This is a genomic window from Empedobacter sp. UBA2044 (genome assembly GCF_002333005.1).
In the GTDB taxonomy this organism is placed as follows: Bacteria; Bacteroidota; Bacteroidia; order Flavobacteriales; family Weeksellaceae; genus Empedobacter; species Empedobacter falsenii_B.
Map to the genome: position 1 here is coordinate 1 of NZ_DDBA01000073.1, position 24,895 is coordinate 24,895.

The following is a 24,895-nucleotide window of genomic DNA, read 5'->3' on the forward strand; positions in this document are numbered from 1 at the left end:
GAAGGTAAATATCCACTAAAGAAGCGATTTAGTAAACGTTTTGGGTGGCATGTATGGATTGATTTGGTTCCGAATCGATCGTTGATTTTATTTCATCCAGCGAATGATGCACTAAAGGAGCTGAATGGATGTATAGCTCCAGTTACTTCTCTGCAAGGAGAAGGAAAAGGTATTGACTCTCGTAAAGCATTTGAACGACTGAAAACAATCGTTTATGAATATTTACAGAGAGGTGAACAGGTTTTTTTACATATTAAAAAATAAACGTTATGAATATAGTAGAACGTTTGCAATTGCCAACCCCTAAGTTATTTCAACATATTCGTACAATAGGATTAGTCGCTGCTAGTATTGGTGGTGTATTGATTGCCGCTCCTGTTGTATTGCCAGCACTATTGGTGCAATTAGGTGGATATTTGGTTGTGACGGGAGGTGTTTTAACAGCTGTAAGTCAATTAACTGTTGACCATGATGTTGTTGATGAATCCGATGCCGCCTCACGATCACACGAAGTTTAGTGTGATTTGTGGAGCTATGTGCGGTATGTATGCGAGTATACAATGGCAGGATATTATTTCGACAATTTTACTTTCGCTCGTAGGGGCATTAAGTAGTTTCTGTCTTTCGCTGTTGTTGCAAAAATTGAAGAATGAAAATTTAATGTAATTGTTAAAGGCTACCCAGTAGATGGGTAGTTTTTTTGTTGTGTAAAAGTAGATGTGGGAATTGAGATTTTAGATTTGTGAAATGTATTATGTATTATGTATTATGTAAAAAGTAGTTGTTAGATATGAGATATGAGATTTGAGATTTTAGAGTTGTATTATGTACAAAGTAGTATGTATTTGAGATTAAGACTAAGGTTGAGAAAGTGGATTGATTTTAGATGTGAGAATTGAGATTTTAGATTTGTGAAATGTATTATGTATTTAAATATTGAAAAAGGATCATAAAAATGTCATATGATTTGGAGACGAGTGTCAAAAAGTTGAGAGGCATGATTAAGATTATTCATTTTTTTATTCATGAGTTATTATTGTTTTCAAATGAATTCATATACCCTTCGGGTACCTTGATGAAAAAACATTTGAGATTAAGAATTTGAAATTAAAAATTTGAAATTAAAAGGAGAAGCTCCTGTGGAGCTTAGGTACATTTATTCATTTTTTTTCTTGATAAAAAAAACGAACCAAAAAAATCAAGTCTATGCTTACATGTCGGTCAATAATGGCTACTCGCTAAATGCTTTAAATCATTCGCATTTGAAATGCGAACAGTAAATCATTTTTAACGCTCACTACGCCGAATTGACACTCGACTCTTCAGCAATGACGGTTTTTAATTCCTTATTAAAGGCGAATTTGAATATTGAGAAAGGAATTAAAAAAATCCGACGATTTAGGATCGAAATGCAATTCAACTCTAAATTATTGGAATAAAAAAAGTTGGAGTGTCTGAGTGGAGCGAGTTGCCAACTTTATGGAAATAATTTATTTAGTTGAATCATTGAGAGACTACTGTCGGCATCTTTTTTTGTTTCGTTTTTTTAGATGATTAAAAAAATGAAAGTAATAGATTTCTCGATACCTCAAATGACAACTAGATTAGGTTCTGAACATAATTACGAGAATAAGTGAATAATTAGTAGTTCTTTATTTATTACTTTTTATTCATGAGTTATTATTGTTTTTAAATGAATTCATATGCCCTTCGGGGAAGTCTTGACACAAAAAGTAATCAAAAGTTATTCATATGGTTTATTATTATTTTATGGTATTCATGAATGCAAAGCATTACAAGTCTATGCTTACATGTCGGTCAATAACTGCTATTCGCTAAATGCTTTAAATCATTCGCATATGAAATGCGAACATAAATCATTTTTAACGCTCACTACGCCGAATTGACCCTCGACTTTTCAGCAATGACGTGTTTGAATTCATTGTTTAAAAGGGATTTTAATATTAAAAAAGGATGAAAAACCGGCATTAAAACTCTTACGTTAAGAAAATAATTTAAGTTTTAAGTATTGAGTTTTAAGTAATAAGTTTTTACAAAATTTATGAATGAAAAAAGGATTAGAAAAATGTCATATGATTTGGAGGCGAGAGTCAAAAAAGTTGAAAGTTATGGTTAAAATGTTTTACTGTTTGCGTAGCAAATGATCTAAAACATTGAATGACTAAAACTAATTTTGACCGTCGAAAATCAAAGACTTGATGTTTTGTAATCACATACTCTGTTTGCACAGACTTTGCATTAAGGTAAAAGTTAGAAGAAAAATAATAAAACAGGTTTTTAATTTCTCGAAAAAAATCGACATCCTCTACAAATAAAAGCCAGAATCCTCAGTAATCCTTTCCTTCGTGAATTAACGGAAACCAATGCATATGCAACCTGTCTTTGCTGATGCACCTTATTATGGAGGAACGGTAGCAGAAGAATTATTTGAAAATGGTTTATGTTTACCTTCTGGTTCTAATTTAACAGATGCAGAACGCGAACGAATTACAGCTAAAGTAAAAGAAGTATTTGGGAAATAATTTTCAAAAATATAATATCAATCAAATCCTCCTAAGTTTCTTAGGAGGATTTTTATTTATAAGAATTAGACGTTTTTAATAAAAGTACTCGAATAATTTGTTATAAGTTGATTATCGGTTAAATTTGTAATCAAATTGATCAGAAATTATGATTGACCAAATCAAACAATATATTGAAGAAGTAAAAAACTTCCATTCAACAAATGCTGCTGAAATTGAAGAATTCAGAATTAAATTTTTAGGAAAAAAAGGAATTTTAACAGACTTGTTTACACAGTTCAAATCTGTTCCGAATGAACAAAAAAAGGAATTTGGTCAAGTTGTAAATGAATTAAAAACATTGGCAACTGAAAAATCAACTGTTCTTAAAAATGAAATCTCAAACGAAGGAAAAACTGATTCTTCTTTAGATTTGACACGTCCTGGAGAGCCTTTTACATTGGGTTCTCGTCATCCAATTAACATTACAAAAAATCGCATAATCGAGATTTTTAATCGCATTGGATTTAGTGTTTCTGAAGGTCCAGAAATCGAAGATGATTGGCACAATTTTACAGCGTTAAATTTGCCTGCGCATCACCCTGCGAGAGATATGCAAGATACATTTTTCATCGAAACTGATCCAGATATTGTGTTGCGTACGCATACGTCGTCTACGCAGATTCGTCATATGGAGAAAAATCAACCGCCCATGCGTTTCTTAGCGCCAGGTCGTGTTTACCGTAATGAAGCGATTTCGTCTCGTTCGCATATGATGTTCCACCAAATTGAAGGTTTATACATTGACGAAGGTGTTTCGTTTGCAGATTTGAAACAAACTTTAAGTTATTTTACAACTGAGTTATTTGGTAAATCTGAAATTCGTTTACGTCCTTCATATTTCCCATTTACAGAGCCTTCTGCGGAGGTTGACGTGTATTGGGGATTAGAAACTGAAACTGATTATCGTATGACAAAAGGGACAGGTTGGTTAGAAATTATGGGATGTGGAATGGTAGATCCTAACGTTTTGCGCAATGTAGATATCGATCCTGAGAAATATTCGGGTTATGCATTCGGTATGGGAATTGAGCGTATTGCGTTGTTGTTGTATCAGATTGGTGATATCCGTTTGTACACAGAAAATGATAAACGTTTCTTAGAGCAATTCCGATCAGAATTATTTTAAGATTAATAGAATATAAATAAAAAAAGGAACTGAATTTGAGTTCCTTTTTTTATTTACTACCTTTATGTAAACAAATGTTATTCATGAAAATACTCAATTCAAAACAGATAAAAGAATGGGATCAATTAACGATCAAACATCAAAATATATCCTCTTGGGATTTGATGGAGCGAGCTGTATTGAAATTGACTGAAAATATAGTGAATGATATTCCATCTAAAGAATTACCAATTATTATTTTTTGCGGAAAAGGAAATAATGGAGGAGATGGATTAGGAGTTGCAAGAGAATTGAAAAAATTAGGCTATAAAACATTGATTTATATATTGAAATCAGAGAATTATAGCGAAGATAATTTAAAGAATCAACAACTTTTGAGTTCTAATGATTTACATTTTTTTAATTTGAATGAAGAGTTACAACTTCCTGAAAATTCAGTTATTATCGATGCTATTTTCGGAATTGGAATTAATCAACCTTTGCATGATGATTGGAATTCAGTCTTCAATCAAATAGCAGAGTCAAATCCGACGCAAATTATCTCGATAGATTTGCCTTCTGGTTTTATTGCTGATTCTCCTATGCAAAAATATTTTCCGTGTTGTAAATCAAATAAAACATATACTTTTCAGGTTCCTAAATTAGGTTTATTATTTCCTGAAAATCAGATTTACACCGTTGAATTTATTTTGTTAGATATTGGATTAGAACAAAATGTGAGTAATGAATTTGAGACAAATTATTATTTTATACAGAAAAATGATGTTCAGAAATTTCTAAAGAAACCAAGTCAATTTTCGCACAAAGGTACATTTGGTCATACGTTGATAATTGGTGGAAGTTTAGGAAAAATAGGTTCAATTATTTTAAGTGCAAAAGCAGCCTTGAAGACGGGTAGTGGTTTGGTAACGACTTATACTCCTCAATGTGGATTAAATATTTTGCAAACAAATTTGATAGAATCAATGAGTTTGACTGATGATTCAGAAAAACAAATTGAACATTTTCCTGAGATAAAAATTTATCAAGGAGTTGCTGTTGGAATGGGAATGGGACAACACCCAACTACAGAAGCAAATTTTATCAATTGGATTAAGAATCAACAACAACCTTTGGTGATTGATGCTGATGCATTAAATTGTTTAGCTAATCAGAAAGATTGTTTTACGTTGATTCCACAAGATTCAGTTTTAACACCGCATCCAAAAGAGTTACAACGTTTAATTGGAGAATGGGAAAATGATTTTGAGAAATTAGAAAAAGTTAAAAAACTTGCTGTTTTTCATCAATTGACATTTATTATAAAAGGTTTTTATACTGCAGTTATTACATCCGAAGGTAAAATTTATTTCAATTCGACAGGAAATTGGGGAATGGCAACTGCTGGATCTGGAGATACGTTGAGTGGAATTATTGCGTCGCTAATTGGACAAGGTTATAATTCATCAGAAGCTTCAATTTTAGGTGTTTATTTACATGGATTGGCTGGAGATTTGGCTGTAAATAAAATTCATCCACATAGTTTAATTGCGTCAAATATTAGTGATTTTATCAGTGAAGCTTATTTTTATTTGGATTCGAATTTTTGAAAAAATAACAAAAAAACGGAACTCAATTTGAATTCCGTTTTTTGTTGAATATCTTTTCTAACTTGGTTTTGTCAATCTGTTGATTGTTGACTTCTACAAAATAATCTTGTTGCCAATTTTGAGTTTTCTCCGCTTGTTTATTTTCAGGTTTTACCCAATTCGGATAAACTCTAAAACCTCGTTTTCCTTCTTTTTTAATTGAGCTCAAAATATTCTTTTCAATTAAAATTGATTTCGGAAAAATATAAAAACCTAGTTTAGAATCATCTTCTGCAGCAATAATGTAATAATCAAAACCATCATTTTCGTCGTAAGGTTCGGTTTGTTTAGCTGTATTTCGTTTCCATAATGTTACAAATTGACCAACTTTTTTAGGCGTAATTTTCGATTTTCTAAATTTTATAGAAAACTCATTAACATTGAAATTATAACCTATATATTCGTCACATTCTGCATCTTTTTCAAGAGTTGAAATGGATAAATTCGAAGATTTTAGAACAAAATCTTCGAATTTTTGAATAATTTCAGTCATTTATTTCAATTGTTGATAAAAGTACAACTCATACGTTGGAAATAAATTTGGATAGAAAATTTTTCCTAAATCATTCAAAATAATATCTGGACGAAGGATTCCTTGTTCAAAATAATCATTCGAACCTTTTGCATTCATTCGTTTGTTGTAAGCGTAAACATTTCCTTTCTTAAACGCATCAAACCACGCATAATTTGGATAAGAAGCTTTCATTTCTGCCAACGTATTTACGTTTGTTACATTAATCCAATAATTTGCAGATTTTCCAGCTGTATAAACTTCTTCAAATGTTAAGCTCAAACTATTTTCACCTGTTTTATTCTTGAAAATATAATTTCCTTTCGCATCGTCTATTAATTTTGCTTGCAACAAATCATTTGTCGGAACGTACCAAATATCGCCATACATTGTATTCACAATTGTTGAAACATTATCTTGACCTTTGGTTTGAATGATATTTTTGATGGAGTCGTAATTATTTTTAACCGTTTCTACACGCTTTTCAGCTTCTGTATCTTTTCCGAATAATTTTCCGAAAACCTTCAAATACTCAACTTGTCCCAATGGGTTTTGCTCTTTGTATTCATCTAAATACAATACTTTTATTCCATTTTGTTCCAATTGTTGATGAAATTTTGCTAAAACAGGATTTGAATTTGCAATAATCAATTGTGGTTTATTTTTTAAGATGATTTCTGTGAATAGTTCGTTTGAATTTCCAACTTTTAAGATTGATTTATTCGCAATTCCTTCGGCTATTTTAGGATTGTAAATAAAATCTGCATCGCAAACTCCTTTGATTAAATCAAGACTTTCTAATTGATCTAAAAACGTCACAGCAGACGAAGTTTCAACCATCACAGTTTTGATTGGCAAGTCTTTTTTATCAAATGAAATCGTATTTCCAGAAGATTTTATCGTGATTGTTTCGTTGTTTTCTTCGATAGAAATATTTTTCGCAAACTGAAAAGTTGTATTTTCTTGTTCGGTTTTAACAGCTTCTTTCGACTGTTTACAACTACTAATTGCAAGAAGAATGAATGAACTTAGAATTAATTTTTTAATCATTTTGGATTGAATTTAGAGGAAGCAAGTTAAGAATTCTGTCAAAATCATAAAAAAATATTTTTGTAAGCAATTGATACGTTGTAAATTAAATTATTGTTAAAAACTTTTCTCGAAAAGCTTAGGTTTTTACGATAAAAGTGCTGTATATTTGCATTCGAAAATAAGGGAAAATACTTTCAATTATTTCAAACGGCCGAGTGGCGCAACTGAATAGCGCACTTGATTACGGCTCAAGAGGTTACAGGTTTGAATCCTGTCTCGGTCACAAAAATGCTCAGCGTCAATCGTTGAGCTTTTTTTATGAATGTTAAATTCTATTGTTATCAATAAAAAAGTCCATCTACAAATTGTAAATGGACTTTTTGGATTTTTATTATTTCTTTCTGAAGTAAACTTCAATTGGAACTCCTTCAAAATTAAATTCCTTTCTCAATTGATTTTCGATAAATCGTTTGTAAGGATCTCTAATATATTGCGGCAAGTTACAGAAAAACGCAAATTGAGGCGTTTTTGTAGGTAACTGCGTTACATATTTGATTTTGATGTATTTTCCTTTTACTGCAGGTGGAGGTGTAATCTCGATAATCGGTAACAAAGTTTCGTTTAATTTACTTGTTTTGATACGACGACTACGGTTCTCGTAAACTTCGATAAATGTATCAACAGCTTTCAAGACACGTTGTTTTGTAAGAGCCGAGATAAACAACACAGGAACGTCTGTAAAAGGCGCAATACGTTTTAGAATAGCATCTTTGTATTCTTTCATTGTATTGGTTTCTTTTTCCAATAAATCCCATTTGTTGATTAAGATGACCACACCTTTTCGGTTACGTTCTGCTAAATAAAGAATATTCAAATCTTGTGCTTCAATACCACGTTCTGCATCAATTACTAAGACACAAACGTCGCATTCTTCGATTGCACGAACCGAACGCATCACAGAATAAAATTCTAAATCTTCGCTTACTTTTCCTTTTTTACGCATTCCGGCAGTGTCTACCAAAACAAATTCGTGTCCAAATTTATTGTACAACGTTTCGATAGAATCACGTGTTGTTCCTGCGATATCCGTTACAATATTACGTTCTTCACCTAATAATGCATTGATTAATGTAGATTTTCCAGCATTTGGACGACCTACGATTGTAATTTTAGGTAAACCTTCGAATGGATCAATGTGTTGTTCTTCTTTAAAACAATCTACCACATCATCTAATAATTCACCTGTTCCACTTCCGCTCATTGCAGCGATAGTGTACATTTTTTCGAATCCTAAGTTATAAAACTCATAAGAATCTTCTAAATTTTTGTTGGTATCGACCTTATTCACAACTAAGAATGTAGGCTTCTTAGTGCGTCTTAAAAGGTTGCCAACTTCCTTATCCATATCCGTTAAACCAACTTGATTGTCTACCATGAACAAAATTACATTTGCTTCATCAATAGCCAATTCAACTTGCTTGCGGATCTCTTCTTCAAAGGTATCATCTGAACCAACGACATACCCTCCGGTATCGATTACGGTAAACTCTTTTCCATTCCAATCAGATTTTCCATAGTGACGGTCACGTGTAACACCAGAAGTGTCATCAACGATAGCTTGTCTTTTTTGGATCATTCTGTTGAAGAACGTAGATTTACCAACGTTTGGTCTTCCTACAATTGCAACTATATTTGACATTTTGCAAAGGTATAATTTTTAGAATTATTTTTTACATTAATTTTTTGATTGAGAAAGTATTGTAAATAAAAAAGGTTAGATAAACTCTAACCTTACTCCATTTTTATTTTACAACTTTAAGAAGTTCTTTTTCAGCAACCACTTTTCTAAGTCCGGAACTTGAGAAACGGTGGTCTCTTGAATTGTAATACAATTCGATTCCTTTTTCTTCACAATATTTACGTCCTGTGAAGTTTTTGTCTTGGTATTCAATACCTAAAATACGCACATCGATTTTGAAAGATCTCAAAACGTCTTCCAAATCTTCTTCTGTTGCATAAGGCACAATTTCGTCAACAAATTTGCAACCTTTTAACTGAATGTAGCGTTCTACAACAGTTTGTGTTGGTTTGTTTTTTTCTGGTCGATCTAATGTTGGATCTGTTTGTAAACCTACAATCAAATAATCGCAATGTTGTTTTGCGTCTTCTAGCATTTTGATATGTCCCGCATGAAGCAAATCAAAAGCACTAAATGTAATTCCGATTTTCATAGTCAATTAGTTTAGTCTTTTATAGTTAGTTTTTATTAATCTTCAGATGATCGGTTGTAATCATCTTCAATTCGAATGATGTCTTCCTCACCAAAATACGTACCATGTTGAACTTCGATAAAAATTAGAGTCTCATTACCTATGTTCTGAATACGATGTTTTGCTTTTAATGGTATAATAACGACTTCACCTGCTTTGTATTCATATTCTTTATCATCAAGTGTCACCATTGCAGTACCCTGAACAATTGTCCAAACTTCTGCACGATGATTGTGATATTGATAAGACAAACGCCCGCCAACATTCACTTCTATTCTCTTCAATTTATATATATCGGTGTCCTCTAATACGTAGTAAGAACCCCAAGGTCTATTTCCTATTTCCATGTTTTATGCAATTTACGGAATATTTAGATACAACTCTAAAATACTCGATGAATAAATTGTTATGTTCATTCAAAAAAAAAACCTCAAACACATGCTTGAGGTTTTATAAATGTGGTGGTGCCTCCAGGAATCGAACCAGGGACACAAGGATTTTCAGTCCTTTGCTCTACCAACTGAGCTAAGGCACCGTCATTTTGGATTGCAAATATAAGAAGGTTTATTTATTATTTCCAAAATTATTTTTAAATATTTTTTGTTAATTTTTTAAGCAGTTGATTTTTATTCATTTATTTTTATAAAAATTACGAATTGGTAACAAATGGAATGGTCAATTACACTTTTGCACATCTGGAATTTTATCAAAGAATGGTATTGGGTTCCGCTTACAATCCTTTATATAATGGTGATTGTTACTATTTTGATCGAAAATCGAAACCCTACTAAAACAATTGCATGGATACTGGTGATTGTTTTTCTACCGTTTATTGGAATAATCTTATATTTTTTCTTTGGACAGAAATTTAAAAAAGATGAATTTTTTAAACGTATAGATAAGAATCATCAAAAAATCATCAATGAAAAATGGGCTGAAATGGATCAATTTGTTCACGATGATTTAGATAAAGTAAATGCAAGAATTGGTTCTTTGTCACAGGTTTATCGTTATTTAAATAATGCAAGAGTTGCTTATCCTGCAACAAATAATAAAGTAAAGTTGTTGACAAATGGAGAAGAAAAATTTCCTCTTTTTTTGGAAGCTTTACGTGAAGCTAAAAATCATATTCATCTCGAATATTACATTTTTGATGAAGATCATATTGGAAATGAAATCATTGATATTCTGATTGAAAAAGCTAAAAATGGTGTAGAAGTTCGTGTAACTGCGGATGATTTTGGATCATCAAAACTGAATAAACATCACTCAAGATTTGATGGAACAGGTGTGGAGTTTCAGACATTTTTACCTGTTCGATTTTCGTCTTTGGCGAATTCTAATTACCGTAATCACCGCAAAATTTTGATTGTTGATGGTAAAAAAGCATTTTTAGGAGGAATTAACATTAGTGATAAATACATCAATCAAAATGGTGTAATAAGTCCAAATAATAAGATTTATTGGCGTGATACTTCTGTGATGATTGAAGGAGATTCTATCAATAGTTTGCAATTGCATTTTTACTTAAATTGGATGATGACGGAAGGCAAAAAGTATAATATTTCTGATTCAAATTATTTTTACAATTCTCAAAGTAAGATTTTTGAAGATGCTGCAACTGTTAGTTTCGGACTTTCTTCGCCTGGTAGTGATGTACATTCGGCAATGGAAGCGATGATTTTGGCAATTACTTTAGCGAAAAAGAAAGTGCAATTGTGTACACCATATTTTATACCAAGTGACGAATTTAAGACAGCGATGATGATTGCTGTTTCGAGCGGAGTAGAAGTGGAGTTGATTATCCCTAAAAAAGGCGATTCTATTGTGGTGCAACAAGCGTCATTATCATTCCTAAAACCTTTGATGAAGCGGGGTGTAAAAGTTTATTTATACGAAAAAGGATTTCTTCATGCCAAAACAATTACGGTCGATGATAAATTGGCTTTTATTGGAACAGTGAATTTAGATTATCGTAGTTTTATGATTAATTTCGAGATTACTTCGGTGATTGAAAATGCAACGTTATTACAACAAATGAGTGCTCAATTTGATATAGATAAAGAGGATTCAGAATTATTAACGCTAGAAAAATGGGAAAATAGACCTTGGTATAACCGTGCGTTTGCATCGATTTGTAGATTATTAGCACCGATATTGTAAATATTTATTATATTTAATTTTAAATTAAGGTAATATGAAAAAGCTATCTTTATTATCAATTGGAAAAATTGCTATAGGTGCAGTTCTAGCTTATGGTTTTCTAAATTTTATAGATCAACCAGATGTTATGATTGAATCTTTTAAAACTGGATTTTTAGAAGGAATCTTAGGAAAATAAAACAAAAACCTCCACTTCAATTAAAGTAGAGGTTTTTGTTTTTTATTGATTTTTAAAATCTTCGATTTCTTTTCTAATTTCTTCATATCGACTTCTCAAATCGTCCGAAATATTATTCGGGATATCTTTAATTTTCTTCAATTGTAATGAAATAAAAATCGCAAATAATCCGGTAGAAATAACTGCTAATCCTAGCCATGCAACAGCTGTTAAACCTGCTAATTGTGGAGATGATAATAAAATAAGCGAAATAACTAATCCAACAATTGCCAAAAATAACGAAACACCCCAATCTCTTACACCATAATTTTTCAGGTCGAAAGCATAACTAATTCCAGAGATTGAGCGGAATAACACTAAGAACCCAACATAATAAGCAAAAACTTCTAAACTTAGAATTGGATTAACAACTAACATAAATCCAACAATTGTGGTGATAATTCCATATGTCAATGTCCAGCCCCAACTATCAATTTCATCTTTGTTCGAAATGGAAAAGATAATTTCTGAAATTCCTGAAAATAAAAACGAAACTGCAAAGAAGACTGAAAGTGCTACATATGATGCAGTAGGAAATGCAAAACAATAAATTCCTAATCCAACAAATAGTAATCCTATGATTAATAAAATCCACCAATATTTGATAGAGTTTTTAATTGATTTGTAAAAAGTACGTGCCATTTTGAAAATTGATATTTTAAATTATGCTCTTAAATTTAAGAAATATTATAATTAAAAGCATTCTTTTTTGAGTAATTTATAATGAAATTAGATTTCTTAAAATTCAGGATTTATTTCATGCCAGAATAAAATTAAAATACCCTTAACTTTGAAGTTCGCTTAAAAATCAACGAAAATGAAGTATGGAATAGAGGCGGCTTCTATCTACGTTCCGCATATATATTTACCAATAAAAGATTTAGCAATTCAACGCAATATTGATCCTGATAAACTTGAAATTGGTTTGGGTTTAAAGAAAATGTCTGTTTTAGATGTTCATGAAGATACAGCAACTATCGCTGCGAATGCTTTGTTGAAATTAATCACAGATTTTGATATAAATCCAACTGAAATCGGACGAATTTATTTAGGAACAGAAAGCGCTTTAGATGGAGCAAAACCAACCGCAACTTATGCAGTACAATTGGTAGAATCTGTTTTGGCTAAACAATTTGGTGAACGACCTTTTAGACATACAGATGTTGTGGATATGACGTTTGCGTGCGTGGGTGGAGTAGATGCGATGCACAATTCTATCGATTATGTTCGTGTAAATCCAGCTAAAAAGGCGATTGTAATTGCGGCGGATTATGCAAAATATGGATTAGAATCGACAGGAGAATATACACAAGGTGCAGGTGCAGTAGCGATGTTAATCTCGAATCAACCAGATTTGATTGCGTTTGATAACAATTGGGGAATTGGCATGGAATCTGTTTTTGATTTCTTTAAACCACATCAATCAACTTCTGATGAAGCGATTTTGAATGCTTTAGGAACAACAAAATCTGAAATCGAAATTTTTTCTGATGAACCAGTTTTTGAAGGGCAATATTCTAACGAATGTTATAAAAAAAGAGTTAGAGAAGCTTATTTCAACTTTAAAGATGAGGCTAAAATAGAAGGTAAATTGTACGAAAATTGGCGATATATTGCTTTTCACTTGCCTTATGCATTTCAAGGAAAAAGAATGTTTTCGGATGTTTTTGCATTAGAAAATGATCAAGATAATTCGAATGATAACTTGAAAGTTGTTTCAAAATCGGATGAATATAAAGCCTTAATCAAAGAAAAAGTAGAACCAACTCAACGTGCTTCTTCTGAGATCGGAAATATGTACACAGCTTCAGTTTTTACAGCATTTTTATCGGCTCTACAAGTAAGCGCAGATAGCAATGAAGAATTAAATGGAAAAACAGTTGGTTTTATTGCGTATGGTTCTGGATCTAAATCGAAAGTTTTTCAAGGACAAATTGGTGAAGGTTGGAAGAATGTGATGAATAAAATGGATTTGTTCACTTATTTAAATAAAAGAGAAGCAATTTCTTTTGAACAATACCAAGATCTACACAATAAAAATCTGAAAACATCTATTAATGATTCGAAAGGTTTTGCTTTAGATCGCATTGAAACTGAAATTCCAGATTTGAAAGGTGCAAGATATTATACTTACAAAGGATAAAAACATAAAAAAATCGCTCATTTGAGCGATTTTTTTTATACTATTTTCTGCTTCCATTTCCCTCGTTTAAAGAGAATAAATGCTAAAATTGCAATAAACGTTTCCGAAACAGGAATTGCTATAAAAACGCCTTCTTCCTTCAAATTGAAATGATACGTTAACATATACGCTAATGGAATTTGGAATAACCAAAATCCAACAAAATTGATAATCGTTGGCGTCATTGTATCGCCCGCGCCGTTAAAAGCATTCATCATTACCATTCCAATTCCGTATAATAAAAAACCAGTTGCCAAAATGTACATTCCTTCTTTTGCAACAATTTTGATATGTTCTTCTGTTGTAAAAATTGAAACTAAATAATTACTTAATCCATAGAATATAACACTTACAATCAACATGTAGATGATATTAAATTTCATGGTCATAAGGACTGATTTTTCTGCTTTTTCGGGATCTTTATTTCCTAAGTTTTGACCAACTAAAGTTGCCGCAGCATTACTCAATCCCCAAGCAGGTAACATAAAAAACATCATCAGTCGTAAAGCTGTTTGATAACCAGAAGATGCAATTTCTCCACCAGATTGAGCAACAATTCGCGCAAGAATAATCCAACTACAACTTGCAATAATATATTGTACAATAGCAGGAACTGCAATTTTTACAATATTGATAATTAGTTTAGATTTTGGAACGAAATAACTCCATTTGATTTGAATTAATGAATCTTTTTTCGTTAAACCATACAATTGATAAACCACACCACCACTTCTACCAATTGCAGTAGCTAAGGCTGCTCCTTCTAATCCCATTTCAGGAAAAAAGAACCATCCGCGAACAAGAATTGGACACAGAATAATATTTATTCCGTTAGCTAACCACAAACTTTTCATCGCAATTGCTGCATTTCCAGCTCCGCGAAAAATTCCGTTAATCAAGAATAATAACACAATTGATAAACAACTTGCCATCATTATTTTAGTAAAATTCTTCCCGTATTCTGCGGCTTGTTCAGATGATCCCATCCAAATCAATAAATCTTTGGCGAATATAAATCCGAAAATACTCAACAGAATTGTAATGATTATCGATAATAAAATTGCTTGCGAAGCACTTTCCGAAGCTTTTTCGGGTTTCTTTTCTCCAATTCTTCGTGCAATAATGGCAGTTGCAGCCATACTTATTCCTATTGAAATCGAATAAACAATTGTTAATAAAGATTCTGTAAGACCAACGGTTTGTATGGCGAAAGCGCTTTCTTTTAAATGTCCTACAAAATATAAATCGACCAATGCAAAGACAGATTCCATCACCATTTCGAACATCATCGGAATTGCTAATAGAAAGACTGATTTTTTGATTGGTAACGCGGTTAAATCTAAGTTTTCGCTTGAAAAAGATTGTTTAATTAACGAAAAAATAGACCCAATTTTGGCTGTTAAAGACTTTTCTACAGTCATTTTTTTGGTTTTAAAAAAATTAAAAATACTTGATAAATTTTTAAATCAAAATGAATTTAACGTTAAGTTGCCGCGAAGTTGTAAGTATTCATTTCAATTAAAATCTGAGAGGATTTTGCCCAAAAATAAATCATTTTTTTCAATACCAATTTATCTTTTTGATTTTATTATCTTTACCAAAACAGCTATACTAAGAAGAAATGAAAAAAACTGCTTTTATTTTATTTAATGTTGCCCTTATGGTAGGAGTGAATGCACAGAGTTATAAGAAAAAGTATCCAGATTCAAAAAAAATTGATCATGTTGATACGTATTTTGGAGAGAATGTACAAGATCCATATCGTTGGTTGGAAGATGATTTGTCTGAAGATACTAAGAAATGGGTAATTGAACAAAATAAAGCAACTTATGCTTATTTGAATGAAATTCCATTACGTACACAATTGAAAAAATCGTTGACGGATATCTGGAATTACGAGAAAATTTCGACTCCTTTTAAAGAAGGAGATTATACGTATTACTACAAAAATGATGGTTTACAACAACACTCAGTTTTGTACCGTAAATTAGGTGAAAATGGAACAGAAGAAGTTTTTTTAGATCCGAATAAATTCTCGAAAGATGGTTCTGTTTCGTTGGCTGATGTTAGCTTTTCTAAAGATGGAAGCTTAGTTGCCTATTCAATTTCAGAAGGTGGATCAGATTGGAGAAAAGTAATTGTTCTTAACGCAAAAGATAAAACACAAGTTGGAGAAACATTGATTGATGTTAAATTCTCTGGAACAGCTTGGAAAGGAAACGACGGTTTCTACTATTCGTCTTATGATAAACCAAAAGGATCTGAATTATCTGAGAAAACAGATCAACACAAATTATATTACCACAAATTAGGAACAGCTCAGAAAAAAGATCAATTGATTTTTGGAGGAGCAGAAACACCTCGCCGCTATGTTGGTGCTTATTTGACGGATGATGAGCGTTTCTTAATTATTACAGCTGCAAATACAACAACTGGAAATGAGTTGTATTATCAAGATTTGTCTCAAGCAAATAGCCCAATCAAAACAATTGTGAATAATTTTGATACAAATACTTCTGTGATTGATAACGATGGAGAGACTTTCTACATTTTTACAAATAACAAAGCACCAAACAATAAAGTAGTTAAAGCAACTATTTCTGATTTGAGCGAAGCTGCTTGGAAAATAGTTATTCCAGAAACTGAAAATGTATTATCTGTTTCTACAGGAGGAGGTTATTTATTTGCTAAATACTTAAAAGATGCAATTTCGGTTGTGGAGCAATACAAATATGATGGATCAAAAGTCCGTCAAATTACATTGCCAGGCGTTGGTTCTGCATCAGGATTTGGAGGAAAAAAATCAGAGAAAGAAATCTATTTCGGATTTTCAAATTATATCACACCATCTACAAGCTACAAATACAATGTAGAAACGGGATCTTCGGATGTTTACATTAAACCAAATGTAAAATTTAATTCAGATGATTACATTTCTGAACAAGTTTTTTATACGTCAAAAGATGGAACAAAAGTTCCGATGATTATTACGTATAAAAAAGGATTGAAGAAAAATGGTAAAAATCCTACAATCGTTTATGGATACGGAGGATTCAATATTAGTTTAACGCCAGGATTTAGTCCAGCAACTGCTGCTTGGATTGAAAATGGTGGAGTTTACGCTGTTCCAAACTTACGTGGAGGTGGAGAATATGGTAAAAAATGGCACGATGGAGGGCGTCAATTCAATAAATTAAATGTTTTTAATGATTTCATTGCTGCTGCAGAATATTTACAGAAAAATAATTATACTTCACCAGATTTTACTGCATTATCAGGAGGATCTAACGGAGGATTATTAGTTGGCGCAACAGAAACAATTAATCCAAAAATAGCAAAAGTAGCATTGCCTGCGGTTGGGGTTTTAGATATGTTACGTTATCATACGTTTACTGCTGGTGCAGGTTGGGGTTATGACTACGGAACTGCTGATGACAGCAAAGAAATGTTCGAGTATTTGAAAGGTTATTCACCAGTTCACAATGTAAAAGAAGGAACATGTTATCCTGCTACATTAGTCACAACAGGAGATCATGATGATCGTGTAGTTCCTGCGCATTCGTACAAGTTTGCGGCTAATTTACAAGCGAAACAAGCGTGTGATAATCCAGTTTTAATCAGAATTGAAACGAAAGCTGGTCACGGAGCAGGTCGTTCGACAGAAGTTGTGATTAATGAAACAGCTGATAAATATGCATTCACTTTGTGGAACATGGGAATCAAAAAATTGAAATAATTATAATTTAATTCATTCAAAACCATCTGATTATTCAGGTAGATTTTTTAATTTTATAGGATTAAAAATTTTAAAAATAATGAACACAAAAACATACGCAGCGTTTAATGAAACTGATCCATTAGCGCCACACACAATAGAACGTCGACATTTACATGCGAAAGATATTTTTATAGATATCGAGTATTGTGGAGTTTGTCACAGCGATATTCATACAGCGAAAGGCGATTGGGGAAAACCAAATTATCCAGTTGTTCCAGGGCACGAAATTATTGGTCGAGTAAAAGAAATTGGTTCTGATGTAACAAAGTTTAAAGTTGGAGATTTGGTTGGAGTAGGTTGTATGGTAGAATCTTGTCAACATTGTCATTCTTGCGACGAAGGTTTGGAGCAGTATTGTGAAAATGGTTTTACAGGAACGTACAATTCTAAAAACTCGAAACATGGTGGAATCACTTACGGTGGTTATTCAGAAAACATCGTGGTAGAAGAAGATTTTGTGCTTCACGTACCCGAAAATATCGATGTAAAAGCTGCTGCGCCATTGTTGTGTGCGGGAATTACAACGTGGTCGCCTTTGCGTCACTGGAATGTAAAATCGGGCGATAAAGTTGGTATAATTGGTCTTGGAGGTTTGGGACATATGGGTGTTAAATTTGCAAAAGCAATGGGTGCACATGTTGTAATGATTACAACATCTGAGTCTAAAGGTGAAGATGCAAAGAAACTTGGAGCTGATGAGGTTTTGATTTCGAAAGATGCAACACAAATGAAAGCGCATGCAAATTCATTTGATTTTTTATTGAATACAATTCCTGTAAAACACGATGTTAATCCATATTTACAATTATTAAAATTAGATAAAACAATGTGTATGGTTGGCGCTATCGAGCCTTTAGATGCTATTCACGGAGGTTTATTGATTATGAAACGTCGTAATTTGGCAGGATCTTTAATTGGAGGAATCAAGGAAACACAAGAAATGTTAGATTTTTGTGGAGAACACAATATTGTGTCTGATGTAGAAATGATCGATATTCAAAACATTAATGAAGCATACGAACGTATGATGAAATCTGATGTGAAATATCGTTTTGTGATTGACATTAAATCACTGAAAGAATCTTAATCTTAGATATAGAAACAAAAAAATCCGCTCAACGAGCGGATTTTTTTGAGTTTTTAAGTTCTATTTCGCAACAGAATCTTTTGTTGTTTCTGCTGGATTTACAGTTTTCGAAGAATCTACCGTAACTCCTTCTACAGAATCTGCCGCAGGAATCTCTGCTTTTTCAACATTTACAGAATCTTCAATAACTGTTGTTGGTTCTCCTACACTTGTTGGTTCTTGTTTACAAGAAATTGCTGTGAAAGAAATCGCTGCGAAAGCGAATAACGCTAATTTTTTCATTTGATTTTTTTGTTTAATCTATTCTACAAATTATTTTTTCTCTGTTGTTGTAGTCGTAGTTGTTTCAACTTTTACAGGAGTTTCTTTTACAACTGCCGAATCTTTGATAACAACAGAATCTTTTCCTACAGAGTCAATTTTTACAGAATCTTCGATTGTTGTAATCGTGTCATTTTTTACTTCTGTTTCAGTTTTTGTTTCTTTCGATCCAAATAAATTACAAGATGTTAGACCAAATGAAGTTCCGATTACTCCTAATACGATTACGTTTAATGCTAATTTTTTCATAACTTTAATTTTTGATATGTTTAATTGATTTTTTGTTTTTGTTGATTTTTTCAATCATTTTGTTGAACCAAAGTTAAGCTGATATCAAAGTTTTTCGAAGCAAAATAGTTGTAAGATGATTGTAATCCAATCATTGAATATTCAACAAATGTTTTACAACAAAAGAAATCATTTAACAACGCATTAATAAAGAAATACAACTCAACATATCAAAAAAATTATTTTATTTGTAGTTGTATTAAAGGACAATTTGTAAAATTAAAATTATTTTACAAAATACTGAAAACCAATTTTATAAATTTTATTTTTTGAGCAAATTTACAGATATAGAAATTTTCGAAATTCTGAAAAAAACGATTTCAAATCGATTTTTGGAAGAAAATTCTGCTCAATCCGAAAATATCTCCGATTGGAAGGGGCAAGAAATTACATCTTTCCAAGACGATTTATTCAATAAAACCAGATCTACCGTTAGCGAAAAGTGGTTTTATACGTATTTTAAGTCAGATTTTCAGAAGCTTCCGCGTATTGATATGCTCAATCTTTTGGCGCAATATTGTGGATATAAAAATTGGGCACACTTTCTTAATGTTCAGAAAATAGAACATTTTGGTCCAAATAAAGCTGAAGAATCGACGATTGAAGCAAAAGAAAACGAAAATTTTTCATCAGAACATATAACTCCAGAAGAATCTGAAATAGAGATTCAAGCAGAAGTTAAACCATCAACAGAAAAAGAAATAATTCCTGCAAAAGAGGAAGCTGTTAAAATAAAACCCAAGCTAAAATTGATTTCGATAATAGCAGCTGCTGTTGTTTTGTTGAGCGGAATTGGAGCAACTATTTATTATTCAATTTTTGGTCAGCGCGAGTACGAATTTTGTTTTGTAGACTCGGATAGACAAGCTGCAATTACCAATTCTGTTGAGGTTACAATTATTAGAGATGGTTTTACACCACTTTATTTATCGACCAAAACAGGTTGTATCAAATTTGAATCGCAAAAAGATACAATCAAGATGTTTGTGAGTTCACCTTACTATAAACAAGATACGTTTAGGGTTAATTTGCATCAATATAATCAGCCAGAAAAGCTTTTGTTAGAGCCAGATGATTATAAGATTATGCTGTATTATTATTCGAATTCAGCAAAAGATTTGAAACAACGAATTTCTAAGCTAAATCAAATGATTGCGGATGATGCGTTGATTTATCAAGTCTATGACAATGATTTTTTTGGTGTAGAGATTCTTTCGAAACAACAATATATCAATTTAGTTACTATGCCTACGACGTCGTTAAAGAATTTTTCTTTGATCGAATCGGAAAGGAAAAATGGAAAAATTGTGAAATTAAAATTTAAAATCCAGCAAGATGAGAACGATAAGTAAAATAGTTCAGTTTAGCATGATATTGCTGATGAGTGTTTGGATGATATTTTCGTGCAAAGACGATAAATATAAAGGAGATTATAACCCAGAAGCGATAAAAGGTTACAAAAACGAAGCATCGACAGTAAGTAATAAAATGGATTCGGTAGAAGCTGTAAATTTTATTGCAAAACAAAAATTGCGCGAGTTTTTCGAGCTTTCGGCGCTGGCATCTAATACCAATGATACGGTTGTTGATAGTTTGTTGAGAGATCAATTGTTATCTTATTTTCCTAAAAAAGATACGACCGAAATATTTTCGTTATTGAGAGAACTTCGTTCGAAAAAAGTAACATTTACTTCCGTTTCTAAATTTGCAATTTTACCAAAAGATTCAATTACACCAGACTCTATTAAGCGAATTGCGTATACAATTAATTATTTCAATTCGGATAAAAAGTTAATCGAAACCAATAATCATGTTGGGGTATTTGTGTTAAAACAAGAGCCGATCAAATTTCAACGAGAGTTTAAATTCTATTTTAGAACGTTAAATGATAAAAAAGACTCGATTCAGAAAGATTCAATTCCGTCTGGAGTAATACAGAAATCAAGAGGAAAATCGCCGAAATAAGCGTCTTCAATATATTCGATAGGTCTAAAATAAGTTAGACCTATTTTTTTTGAATTAGGTTTACATCTTGCCAAAAACTTATCATAATATCCTCCTCCGTAACCTACACGATTTCCTTTTTTATCGGCAACAAACATTGGAATAAAAATAACATCAATAGCTTTAGAATCAATTTCTGAATACTGAATAGGTTCTGGAATTTGAAGTGAATTTAATACCGTTTCGAAACCTTTTTCTACTTTACAATTAATCATATCATCGCCAATAACCAAAGGCAAAACCACCTCTTTTTGTTGTTGAAATAGCCAATTTATGATTGGATAAGTATTGATTTCGTTATTTTTTTCGATAGGTAAGAAAATATGAAAAGTCTGATCTGTAGAAAAATCTAATTGTTTAATGTGTTCGAAAATTTGATCACTCAAGTTATTCACTTCTTCTTTAGTGAATGATTTTCTCAACGTTCGATAATATTTTCTAGCTTCAGACTTTGTCATTTCTTCGTAGTTTGATACGAAGTTAAGAAATTATTAAAGTAAAAAAGTAGAGAGTAATAAATTCCAATTAATTCAGAAAAACTAATACAAAAATAAAACAAGCGATTGCCATAAATAACAATAAGTTAACAGGTTTTACTTTCATTTTACTAAACAAAGACTTTTTGTAAGTTTTGTGAATTCTCTTCGGTTTTGACATTTTTAATTTCGTTATCAATTCTATTATCTAGATGCAAATATGGTAAAAAGGTTGCTTATAAAAAATGCGGGAAACCGTAATTGTCTTTTATGTGGTTGTGTATTAATCCAATAAATTTTAAAAATAAAAAAATCCATCAAAATTTTGATGGACTTTTTATATAGCTAATGTTTTAATCTATATTTCTTTTACTGTAATTATATTTACAGGGCAAGCTTTGGCAGCACGTTCGCAATTATCTACGATAGAATGATCAGGATCTTTCAACGTGTGGAAACCTTTTTTATCAATTGCTTTTAATAAAACAGATTTACCGTCTTTTTTTGACATTCTGAATCGTTCTGGTGCTAACTCATAACAATAGTTGCATCCGATGCATTTATCGCGCTGTAACGTAATAATGACCATTGATAACTATTTTTTTAATGAGAATAAGCGCCTTCTTCAACACTATTTTGTTGCGTTCCTGGCTCTTCTACTTTTACTAATTTGTATAATTTATCAGATGGACGAATTCTAAATTCCATCGGAATTGTAATCGAATCACCTTTTTTAGCTGTATCAGATTTTACATCTTCCACCATCATTTCTGTTACCACCATTTCTTTGGCTCCAGTTGTTGGTCCTGTAACTAAAATTAAATCTCCAATTTTCAAATCATAGGCATCAATTACAAATTGACCAATACTTGGTTTTGGGAAGAAATGAACTCCTTTTCCGATATAAACTTTTTTCTGAGTTGCCATAGAACCTGGAACAGCAGACCATTCTCCTAATTTTTGACCTAAATAATATCCAGACCAAAAACCACGATTATAAACAGTTTGCAATAATCCCATCCAGTAATCCACTTTTTCTTTTGAATATGTTTTATCCGCAATAGAATCAATCGCTTCTCTATACGCACGAATTACAGTTGCAACGTATTCTGGAGCACGTCCACGACCTTCAATTTTCAATACTTTTACACCAGCATCAACCACTTCATCCAAAAATTCCATTGTACAAAGGTCTTTTGGCGACATCATGTATTCGTTATCTAATTCGATTTCGAAACCAGATTCTTGGTCGATTACCGTATATTTTTTACGACAGTTTTGTTTACAAGCTCCACGATTTGCAGAAGAATTGTGCGAATGTAAGCTCAAGTAACATTTACCTGAAACAGCCATACACAATGCTCCGTGACCGAAAATTTCGATTTCAACTAAATTTCCACTCGGTCCACGAACATCATCTTTGATAATCTGTTCACAAATCTTTTTCACTTGTTTCAAACTCAATTCACGCGACAATACCATTGTATCAGCAAACATTGCATAGAATTTTACTGTTTCGATATTCGTAACGTTAATTTGTGTCGAAATATGAATCTCAATCCCAATTTGTCTTGCATAAGCAATAACAGATTGATCCATCGCAATAACAGCCGTAATATTTGCTTCTTTTGCTCTGTCCAATAAGTTTTTGATTAAAGATAAATCGTGATCGTATATAATTGTATTTAAAGTAAGGTAAGAACGCACACCTTTTTCTTCACAACGTCTTACGATTTCTGGTAAATCGTCCATTGTAAAGTTTATTGATGCTCTCGCACGCATATTCAACTGCTCAACTCCGAAATATACAGAATCAGCTCCATTATCTAAAGCCGCTTGTAACGATTCGAAATTCCCAGCAGGAGCCATCAACTCCATTTTTCCATCTTTGGTCATACGAAAATTCTGATTTTAAGGTGCAAAGGTACAACAAAAAATACAAGTGATTAAGTTATTTATAATCAAGTTAAATTTTTGAGAATGAATTTACTTTGAAGTTTAAGTTAGTTTTTAGCATAATATTTGTTGTCAAACAATAAATGATATTCCATGAAAAAAATTATTTTATCAAGTATTTTAAGTATCGGTTTATTTGCCTCTTGTGCTTCAACTAAAGAATTGAAACAAGGAGAAGAATTGTTAACAGTTGCTCCAGAAACAAGAGAATGTACCGCAGGAGTTGCAAAAATGCAATGTATGATGGTAAAAGAAGCAAATGCAGCTGAATGGCAATATTTTTATAATCAGATTGAAGGATTTAAGCATGAACCAGGTTATGAATATCAAATTATTGTTTCAAAATCTGAAATTGAAAATCCACCAGCAGATGCATCTTCATTAAAATATAAGTTAGTAAAAGTTGTAAGTAAAAAATTAGCAACAATGAAATAATTTGAATCTACTTCAAAGAATTTCGAGTAATTTTGTAAAATGTTAATAGAAAGTCTTCAAAATCCAAGGATTAAAAACTTGCTGAAATTGCAAGAAAAATCGAGAGAACGTAAAAATCAAGGTTTATTTATTGTGGAAGGAACACAAGAAAATGAATTAGCTGTAAAAGGTGGTTACGAAGCGGTTGAAATTTATATTTGCGAAGATATTTATAACAAATCAATTGATTTTGGACAGGCAAAAGTATTTACAATTACCAAACAAGTTTTTGAAAAGCTTGCGTATAGAAAATCGACAGGCGGAATTATCGGTGCCTATAAAACGAAATCTTCGACATTAACGGATTTACAATTACCAGAAAATGCGTTGGTTGTTGTTTTGGAAGCTGTAGAAAAACCAGGGAATCTTGGTGCAGTTTTACGAACTGGAGATGGAGCAAAAGTAGATGCTGTAATTGTTTGTGATGAAACAGTTGATTTTTTCAATCCGAATGTGATTCGTTCTTCGGTTGGAACATTGTTTACCAATCAAATTACATCAGCAAGTAAAGAGGATGTTTTGGATTTCTTAAAGTCGAAAAATATTCAAGTTGTTTCAACATTTTTGAAAGATGAAACAAAGAATTTATACGAGGCTAATTTTACAAAATCATCTGCGATTATTTTAGGAACTGAAGCAACAGGACTTTCGGACTTTTGGGCTGATCATTCAGATTTGTTGATTAAAATTCCGATGTTAGGTTTTGTAGATTCGCTAAATGTGAGTAACGCAGCAGCGATTTGTGTTTACGAAGCTGTGAGACAAAGACAATAAGAGATAACTTAAAAAAATAAAAG

General features: G+C 31.9%; 25 protein-coding genes, 2 tRNA genes and 1 pseudogene. 15 read left to right on the forward strand and 13 right to left on the reverse strand.

Annotated features, from left to right (window positions below; translation table 11 throughout):
* The 5 genes and pseudogenes from B4E59_RS13215 to B4E59_RS13235 form a co-directional block, all read left to right on the forward strand.
* Positions 1 to 264 (forward strand): DUF5675 family protein (locus B4E59_RS13215; protein ID WP_291053438.1); only part of this gene is annotated, 264 nt, incomplete at its 5' end.
* 29 nt (positions 265 to 293) lie between these two features.
* Positions 294 to 518 carry a hypothetical protein gene (locus B4E59_RS13220; RefSeq protein WP_236688237.1) on the forward strand — a complete coding sequence of 75 codons (225 nt, stop codon included), beginning with the start codon at positions 294 to 296 and terminating at the stop codon, positions 516 to 518.
* A 1,860-nt stretch (positions 519 to 2,378) separates the two neighbouring features.
* A pseudogene (locus B4E59_RS13225) lies at positions 2,379 to 2,543 on the forward strand (DegT/DnrJ/EryC1/StrS family aminotransferase); the annotation flags it as partial.
* A 148-nt stretch (positions 2,544 to 2,691) separates the two neighbouring features.
* A complete protein-coding gene (locus tag B4E59_RS13230; protein ID WP_291053443.1) occupies positions 2,692 to 3,711 on the forward strand; it encodes a phenylalanine--tRNA ligase subunit alpha in 1,020 nt (339 codons plus the stop codon).
* Positions 3,712 to 3,794: 83 nt separating this feature from the next.
* A complete protein-coding gene (locus tag B4E59_RS13235; RefSeq protein WP_291053446.1) occupies positions 3,795 to 5,300 on the forward strand; it encodes an NAD(P)H-hydrate dehydratase in 1,506 nt (501 codons plus the stop codon).
* Between the two features lie 22 nt (positions 5,301 to 5,322).
* Here B4E59_RS13235 and B4E59_RS13240 read toward each other — a convergent pair whose 3' ends face one another.
* Together B4E59_RS13240 and B4E59_RS13245 are read right to left on the reverse strand one after the other, a co-directional pair.
* Positions 5,323 to 5,832 (reverse strand): MepB family protein, encoded by a 510-nt coding sequence (locus tag B4E59_RS13240; protein ID WP_291053449.1) that lies wholly within the window; start codon positions 5,830 to 5,832, stop codon positions 5,323 to 5,325.
* A complete protein-coding gene (locus tag B4E59_RS13245) occupies positions 5,833 to 6,900 on the reverse strand; it encodes an ABC transporter substrate-binding protein (RefSeq protein ID WP_291053452.1) in 1,068 nt (355 codons plus the stop codon). It abuts the gene before it with no gap.
* Between the two features lie 191 nt (positions 6,901 to 7,091).
* On the opposite strand from B4E59_RS13245, the gene B4E59_RS13250 reads away from it, so the two are divergent.
* A tRNA-Arg gene (locus B4E59_RS13250) sits at positions 7,092 to 7,165 on the forward strand.
* Positions 7,166 to 7,273: 108 nt separating this feature from the next.
* On the opposite strand, the gene der is transcribed toward B4E59_RS13250, so the two are convergent.
* The 4 genes from der to B4E59_RS13270 all read right to left on the reverse strand — a co-directional run bounded on the left by der (position 7,274) and on the right by B4E59_RS13270 (position 9,687).
* Positions 7,274 to 8,581, reverse strand: a complete 1,308-nt coding sequence (gene der / locus B4E59_RS13255) for a ribosome biogenesis GTPase Der (protein ID WP_125349172.1) — start codon at positions 8,579 to 8,581, stop codon at positions 7,274 to 7,276.
* A 103-nt stretch (positions 8,582 to 8,684) separates the two neighbouring features.
* Positions 8,685 to 9,113 (reverse strand): adenylyltransferase/cytidyltransferase family protein, encoded by a 429-nt coding sequence (locus B4E59_RS13260; protein ID WP_180905607.1) that lies wholly within the window; start codon positions 9,111 to 9,113, stop codon positions 8,685 to 8,687.
* A 35-nt stretch (positions 9,114 to 9,148) separates the two neighbouring features.
* Positions 9,149 to 9,499, reverse strand: a complete 351-nt coding sequence (locus B4E59_RS13265) for a phosphomannose isomerase type II C-terminal cupin domain (protein ID WP_038336510.1) — start codon at positions 9,497 to 9,499, stop codon at positions 9,149 to 9,151.
* 112 nt (positions 9,500 to 9,611) lie between these two features.
* Positions 9,612 to 9,687: transfer RNA gene (locus B4E59_RS13270), tRNA-Phe, on the reverse strand.
* A gap of 131 nt (positions 9,688 to 9,818) precedes the next feature.
* Between B4E59_RS13270 and cls the strand changes: the two genes are divergently transcribed.
* Positions 9,819 to 11,315, forward strand: coding sequence for a cardiolipin synthase (gene cls / locus B4E59_RS13275; RefSeq protein ID WP_291053456.1), 1,497 nt, complete (start codon positions 9,819 to 9,821; stop codon positions 11,313 to 11,315).
* A 34-nt stretch (positions 11,316 to 11,349) separates the two neighbouring features.
* On the forward strand, positions 11,350 to 11,493 hold the full coding sequence (locus B4E59_RS13280; protein ID WP_168801854.1) for a hypothetical protein: 144 nt from the start codon (positions 11,350 to 11,352) through the stop codon (positions 11,491 to 11,493).
* 42 nt (positions 11,494 to 11,535) lie between these two features.
* Here the strand turns inward: B4E59_RS13280 and B4E59_RS13285 are convergent, their stop codons facing one another.
* Positions 11,536 to 12,174 (reverse strand): HdeD family acid-resistance protein, encoded by a 639-nt coding sequence (locus B4E59_RS13285; RefSeq protein ID WP_291053463.1) that lies wholly within the window; start codon positions 12,172 to 12,174, stop codon positions 11,536 to 11,538.
* A gap of 175 nt (positions 12,175 to 12,349) precedes the next feature.
* On the opposite strand from B4E59_RS13285, the gene B4E59_RS13290 reads away from it, so the two are divergent.
* The gene (locus tag B4E59_RS13290; RefSeq protein WP_291053468.1) at positions 12,350 to 13,675 is read left to right on the forward strand and encodes a hydroxymethylglutaryl-CoA synthase family protein; all 1,326 of its coding nucleotides are present in this window, start codon (positions 12,350 to 12,352) and stop codon (positions 13,673 to 13,675) included.
* Between the two features lie 35 nt (positions 13,676 to 13,710).
* Here B4E59_RS13290 and B4E59_RS13295 read toward each other — a convergent pair whose 3' ends face one another.
* Positions 13,711 to 15,135 carry an MATE family efflux transporter gene (locus tag B4E59_RS13295; protein ID WP_286495838.1) on the reverse strand — a complete coding sequence of 475 codons (1,425 nt, stop codon included), beginning with the start codon at positions 15,133 to 15,135 and terminating at the stop codon, positions 13,711 to 13,713.
* 200 nt (positions 15,136 to 15,335) lie between these two features.
* On the opposite strand from B4E59_RS13295, the gene B4E59_RS13300 reads away from it, so the two are divergent.
* Together B4E59_RS13300 and B4E59_RS13305 are read left to right on the forward strand one after the other, a co-directional pair.
* A complete protein-coding gene (locus B4E59_RS13300; protein WP_286495839.1) occupies positions 15,336 to 17,450 on the forward strand; it encodes a prolyl oligopeptidase family serine peptidase in 2,115 nt (704 codons plus the stop codon).
* Positions 17,451 to 17,529: 79 nt separating this feature from the next.
* Positions 17,530 to 18,579 (forward strand): NAD(P)-dependent alcohol dehydrogenase, encoded by a 1,050-nt coding sequence (locus B4E59_RS13305; protein WP_280035153.1) that lies wholly within the window; start codon positions 17,530 to 17,532, stop codon positions 18,577 to 18,579.
* Between the two features lie 60 nt (positions 18,580 to 18,639).
* On the opposite strand, the gene B4E59_RS13310 is transcribed toward B4E59_RS13305, so the two are convergent.
* Together B4E59_RS13310 and B4E59_RS13315 are read right to left on the reverse strand one after the other, a co-directional pair.
* Complete coding sequence (locus B4E59_RS13310; RefSeq protein WP_219034652.1) at positions 18,640 to 18,861, reverse strand: hypothetical protein; 222 nt, start codon at positions 18,859 to 18,861, stop codon at positions 18,640 to 18,642.
* 30 nt (positions 18,862 to 18,891) lie between these two features.
* Positions 18,892 to 19,149, reverse strand: a complete 258-nt coding sequence (locus B4E59_RS13315) for a hypothetical protein (RefSeq protein ID WP_286495840.1) — start codon at positions 19,147 to 19,149, stop codon at positions 18,892 to 18,894.
* Positions 19,150 to 19,457: 308 nt separating this feature from the next.
* Between B4E59_RS13315 and B4E59_RS13320 the strand changes: the two genes are divergently transcribed.
* Together B4E59_RS13320 and B4E59_RS13325 are read left to right on the forward strand one after the other, a co-directional pair.
* Positions 19,458 to 20,540 (forward strand): hypothetical protein, encoded by a 1,083-nt coding sequence (locus tag B4E59_RS13320; RefSeq protein WP_291053476.1) that lies wholly within the window; start codon positions 19,458 to 19,460, stop codon positions 20,538 to 20,540.
* Entirely contained in the window at positions 20,524 to 21,153 is a 630-nt protein-coding gene (locus B4E59_RS13325; RefSeq protein WP_180905620.1) for a hypothetical protein, read from the forward strand. The genes B4E59_RS13320 and B4E59_RS13325 overlap by 17 nt, the downstream gene beginning before the upstream one ends.
* Here B4E59_RS13325 and B4E59_RS13330 read toward each other — a convergent pair.
* The 3 genes from B4E59_RS13330 to B4E59_RS13340 form a co-directional block, all read right to left on the reverse strand.
* Positions 21,093 to 21,650 carry a 5-formyltetrahydrofolate cyclo-ligase gene (locus B4E59_RS13330; RefSeq protein WP_291053480.1) on the reverse strand — a complete coding sequence of 186 codons (558 nt, stop codon included), beginning with the start codon at positions 21,648 to 21,650 and terminating at the stop codon, positions 21,093 to 21,095. The genes B4E59_RS13325 and B4E59_RS13330 overlap by 61 nt on opposite strands.
* Positions 21,651 to 22,026: 376 nt before the next feature.
* Positions 22,027 to 22,257, reverse strand: coding sequence for a ferredoxin (locus B4E59_RS13335; RefSeq protein ID WP_291053483.1), 231 nt, complete (start codon positions 22,255 to 22,257; stop codon positions 22,027 to 22,029).
* A gap of 14 nt (positions 22,258 to 22,271) precedes the next feature.
* Complete coding sequence (locus B4E59_RS13340) at positions 22,272 to 23,564, reverse strand: peptidase U32 family protein (RefSeq protein ID WP_280035167.1); 1,293 nt, start codon at positions 23,562 to 23,564, stop codon at positions 22,272 to 22,274.
* A 153-nt stretch (positions 23,565 to 23,717) separates the two neighbouring features.
* Here B4E59_RS13340 and B4E59_RS13345 point away from each other — a divergent pair, with 153 nt between their 5' ends.
* Together B4E59_RS13345 and B4E59_RS13350 are read left to right on the forward strand one after the other, a co-directional pair.
* Positions 23,718 to 24,059 (forward strand): DUF4377 domain-containing protein, encoded by a 342-nt coding sequence (locus B4E59_RS13345; RefSeq protein ID WP_219034657.1) that lies wholly within the window; start codon positions 23,718 to 23,720, stop codon positions 24,057 to 24,059.
* A 39-nt stretch (positions 24,060 to 24,098) separates the two neighbouring features.
* Positions 24,099 to 24,872: a TrmH family RNA methyltransferase gene (locus tag B4E59_RS13350; protein ID WP_280035170.1), complete on the forward strand. Its 774-nt coding sequence runs from the start codon at positions 24,099 to 24,101 to the stop codon at positions 24,870 to 24,872.
* Positions 24,873 to 24,895 lie beyond the last annotated feature (23 nt).

Bases quoted from the DNA above. Each gene is read 5' to 3' on its own strand.
- B4E59_RS13230 (WP_291053443.1), top strand. From the start codon at position 2,692: ATGATTGACCAAATCAAACAATATATTGAAGAAGTAAAAAACTTCCAT.
- B4E59_RS13235 (WP_291053446.1), top strand. From the start codon at position 3,795: ATGAAAATACTCAATTCAAAACAGATAAAAGAATGGGATCAATTAACG.
- B4E59_RS13240 (WP_291053449.1), bottom strand. From the start codon at position 5,832: ATGACTGAAATTATTCAAAAATTCGAAGATTTTGTTCTAAAATCTTCG.
- B4E59_RS13245 (WP_291053452.1), bottom strand. From the start codon at position 6,900: ATGATTAAAAAATTAATTCTAAGTTCATTCATTCTTCTTGCAATTAGT.
- der (WP_125349172.1), bottom strand. From the start codon at position 8,581: ATGTCAAATATAGTTGCAATTGTAGGAAGACCAAACGTTGGTAAATCT.
- B4E59_RS13260 (WP_180905607.1), bottom strand. From the start codon at position 9,113: ATGAAAATCGGAATTACATTTAGTGCTTTTGATTTGCTTCATGCGGGA.
- B4E59_RS13265 (WP_038336510.1), bottom strand. From the start codon at position 9,499: ATGGAAATAGGAAATAGACCTTGGGGTTCTTACTACGTATTAGAGGAC.
- cls (WP_291053456.1), top strand. From the start codon at position 9,819: ATGGAATGGTCAATTACACTTTTGCACATCTGGAATTTTATCAAAGAA.
- B4E59_RS13280 (WP_168801854.1), top strand. From the start codon at position 11,350: ATGAAAAAGCTATCTTTATTATCAATTGGAAAAATTGCTATAGGTGCA.
- B4E59_RS13285 (WP_291053463.1), bottom strand. From the start codon at position 12,174: ATGGCACGTACTTTTTACAAATCAATTAAAAACTCTATCAAATATTGG.
- B4E59_RS13290 (WP_291053468.1), top strand. From the start codon at position 12,350: ATGAAGTATGGAATAGAGGCGGCTTCTATCTACGTTCCGCATATATAT.
- B4E59_RS13295 (WP_286495838.1), bottom strand. From the start codon at position 15,135: ATGACTGTAGAAAAGTCTTTAACAGCCAAAATTGGGTCTATTTTTTCG.
- B4E59_RS13300 (WP_286495839.1), top strand. From the start codon at position 15,336: ATGAAAAAAACTGCTTTTATTTTATTTAATGTTGCCCTTATGGTAGGA.
- B4E59_RS13305 (WP_280035153.1), top strand. From the start codon at position 17,530: ATGAACACAAAAACATACGCAGCGTTTAATGAAACTGATCCATTAGCG.
- B4E59_RS13310 (WP_219034652.1), bottom strand. From the start codon at position 18,861: ATGAAAAAATTAGCGTTATTCGCTTTCGCAGCGATTTCTTTCACAGCA.
- B4E59_RS13315 (WP_286495840.1), bottom strand. From the start codon at position 19,149: ATGAAAAAATTAGCATTAAACGTAATCGTATTAGGAGTAATCGGAACT.
- B4E59_RS13325 (WP_180905620.1), top strand. From the start codon at position 20,524: ATGAGAACGATAAGTAAAATAGTTCAGTTTAGCATGATATTGCTGATG.
- B4E59_RS13330 (WP_291053480.1), bottom strand. From the start codon at position 21,650: ATGACAAAGTCTGAAGCTAGAAAATATTATCGAACGTTGAGAAAATCA.
- B4E59_RS13335 (WP_291053483.1), bottom strand. From the start codon at position 22,257: ATGGTCATTATTACGTTACAGCGCGATAAATGCATCGGATGCAACTAT.
- B4E59_RS13340 (WP_280035167.1), bottom strand. From the start codon at position 23,564: ATGACCAAAGATGGAAAAATGGAGTTGATGGCTCCTGCTGGGAATTTC.
- B4E59_RS13345 (WP_219034657.1), top strand. From the start codon at position 23,718: ATGAAAAAAATTATTTTATCAAGTATTTTAAGTATCGGTTTATTTGCC.
- B4E59_RS13350 (WP_280035170.1), top strand. From the start codon at position 24,099: ATGTTAATAGAAAGTCTTCAAAATCCAAGGATTAAAAACTTGCTGAAA.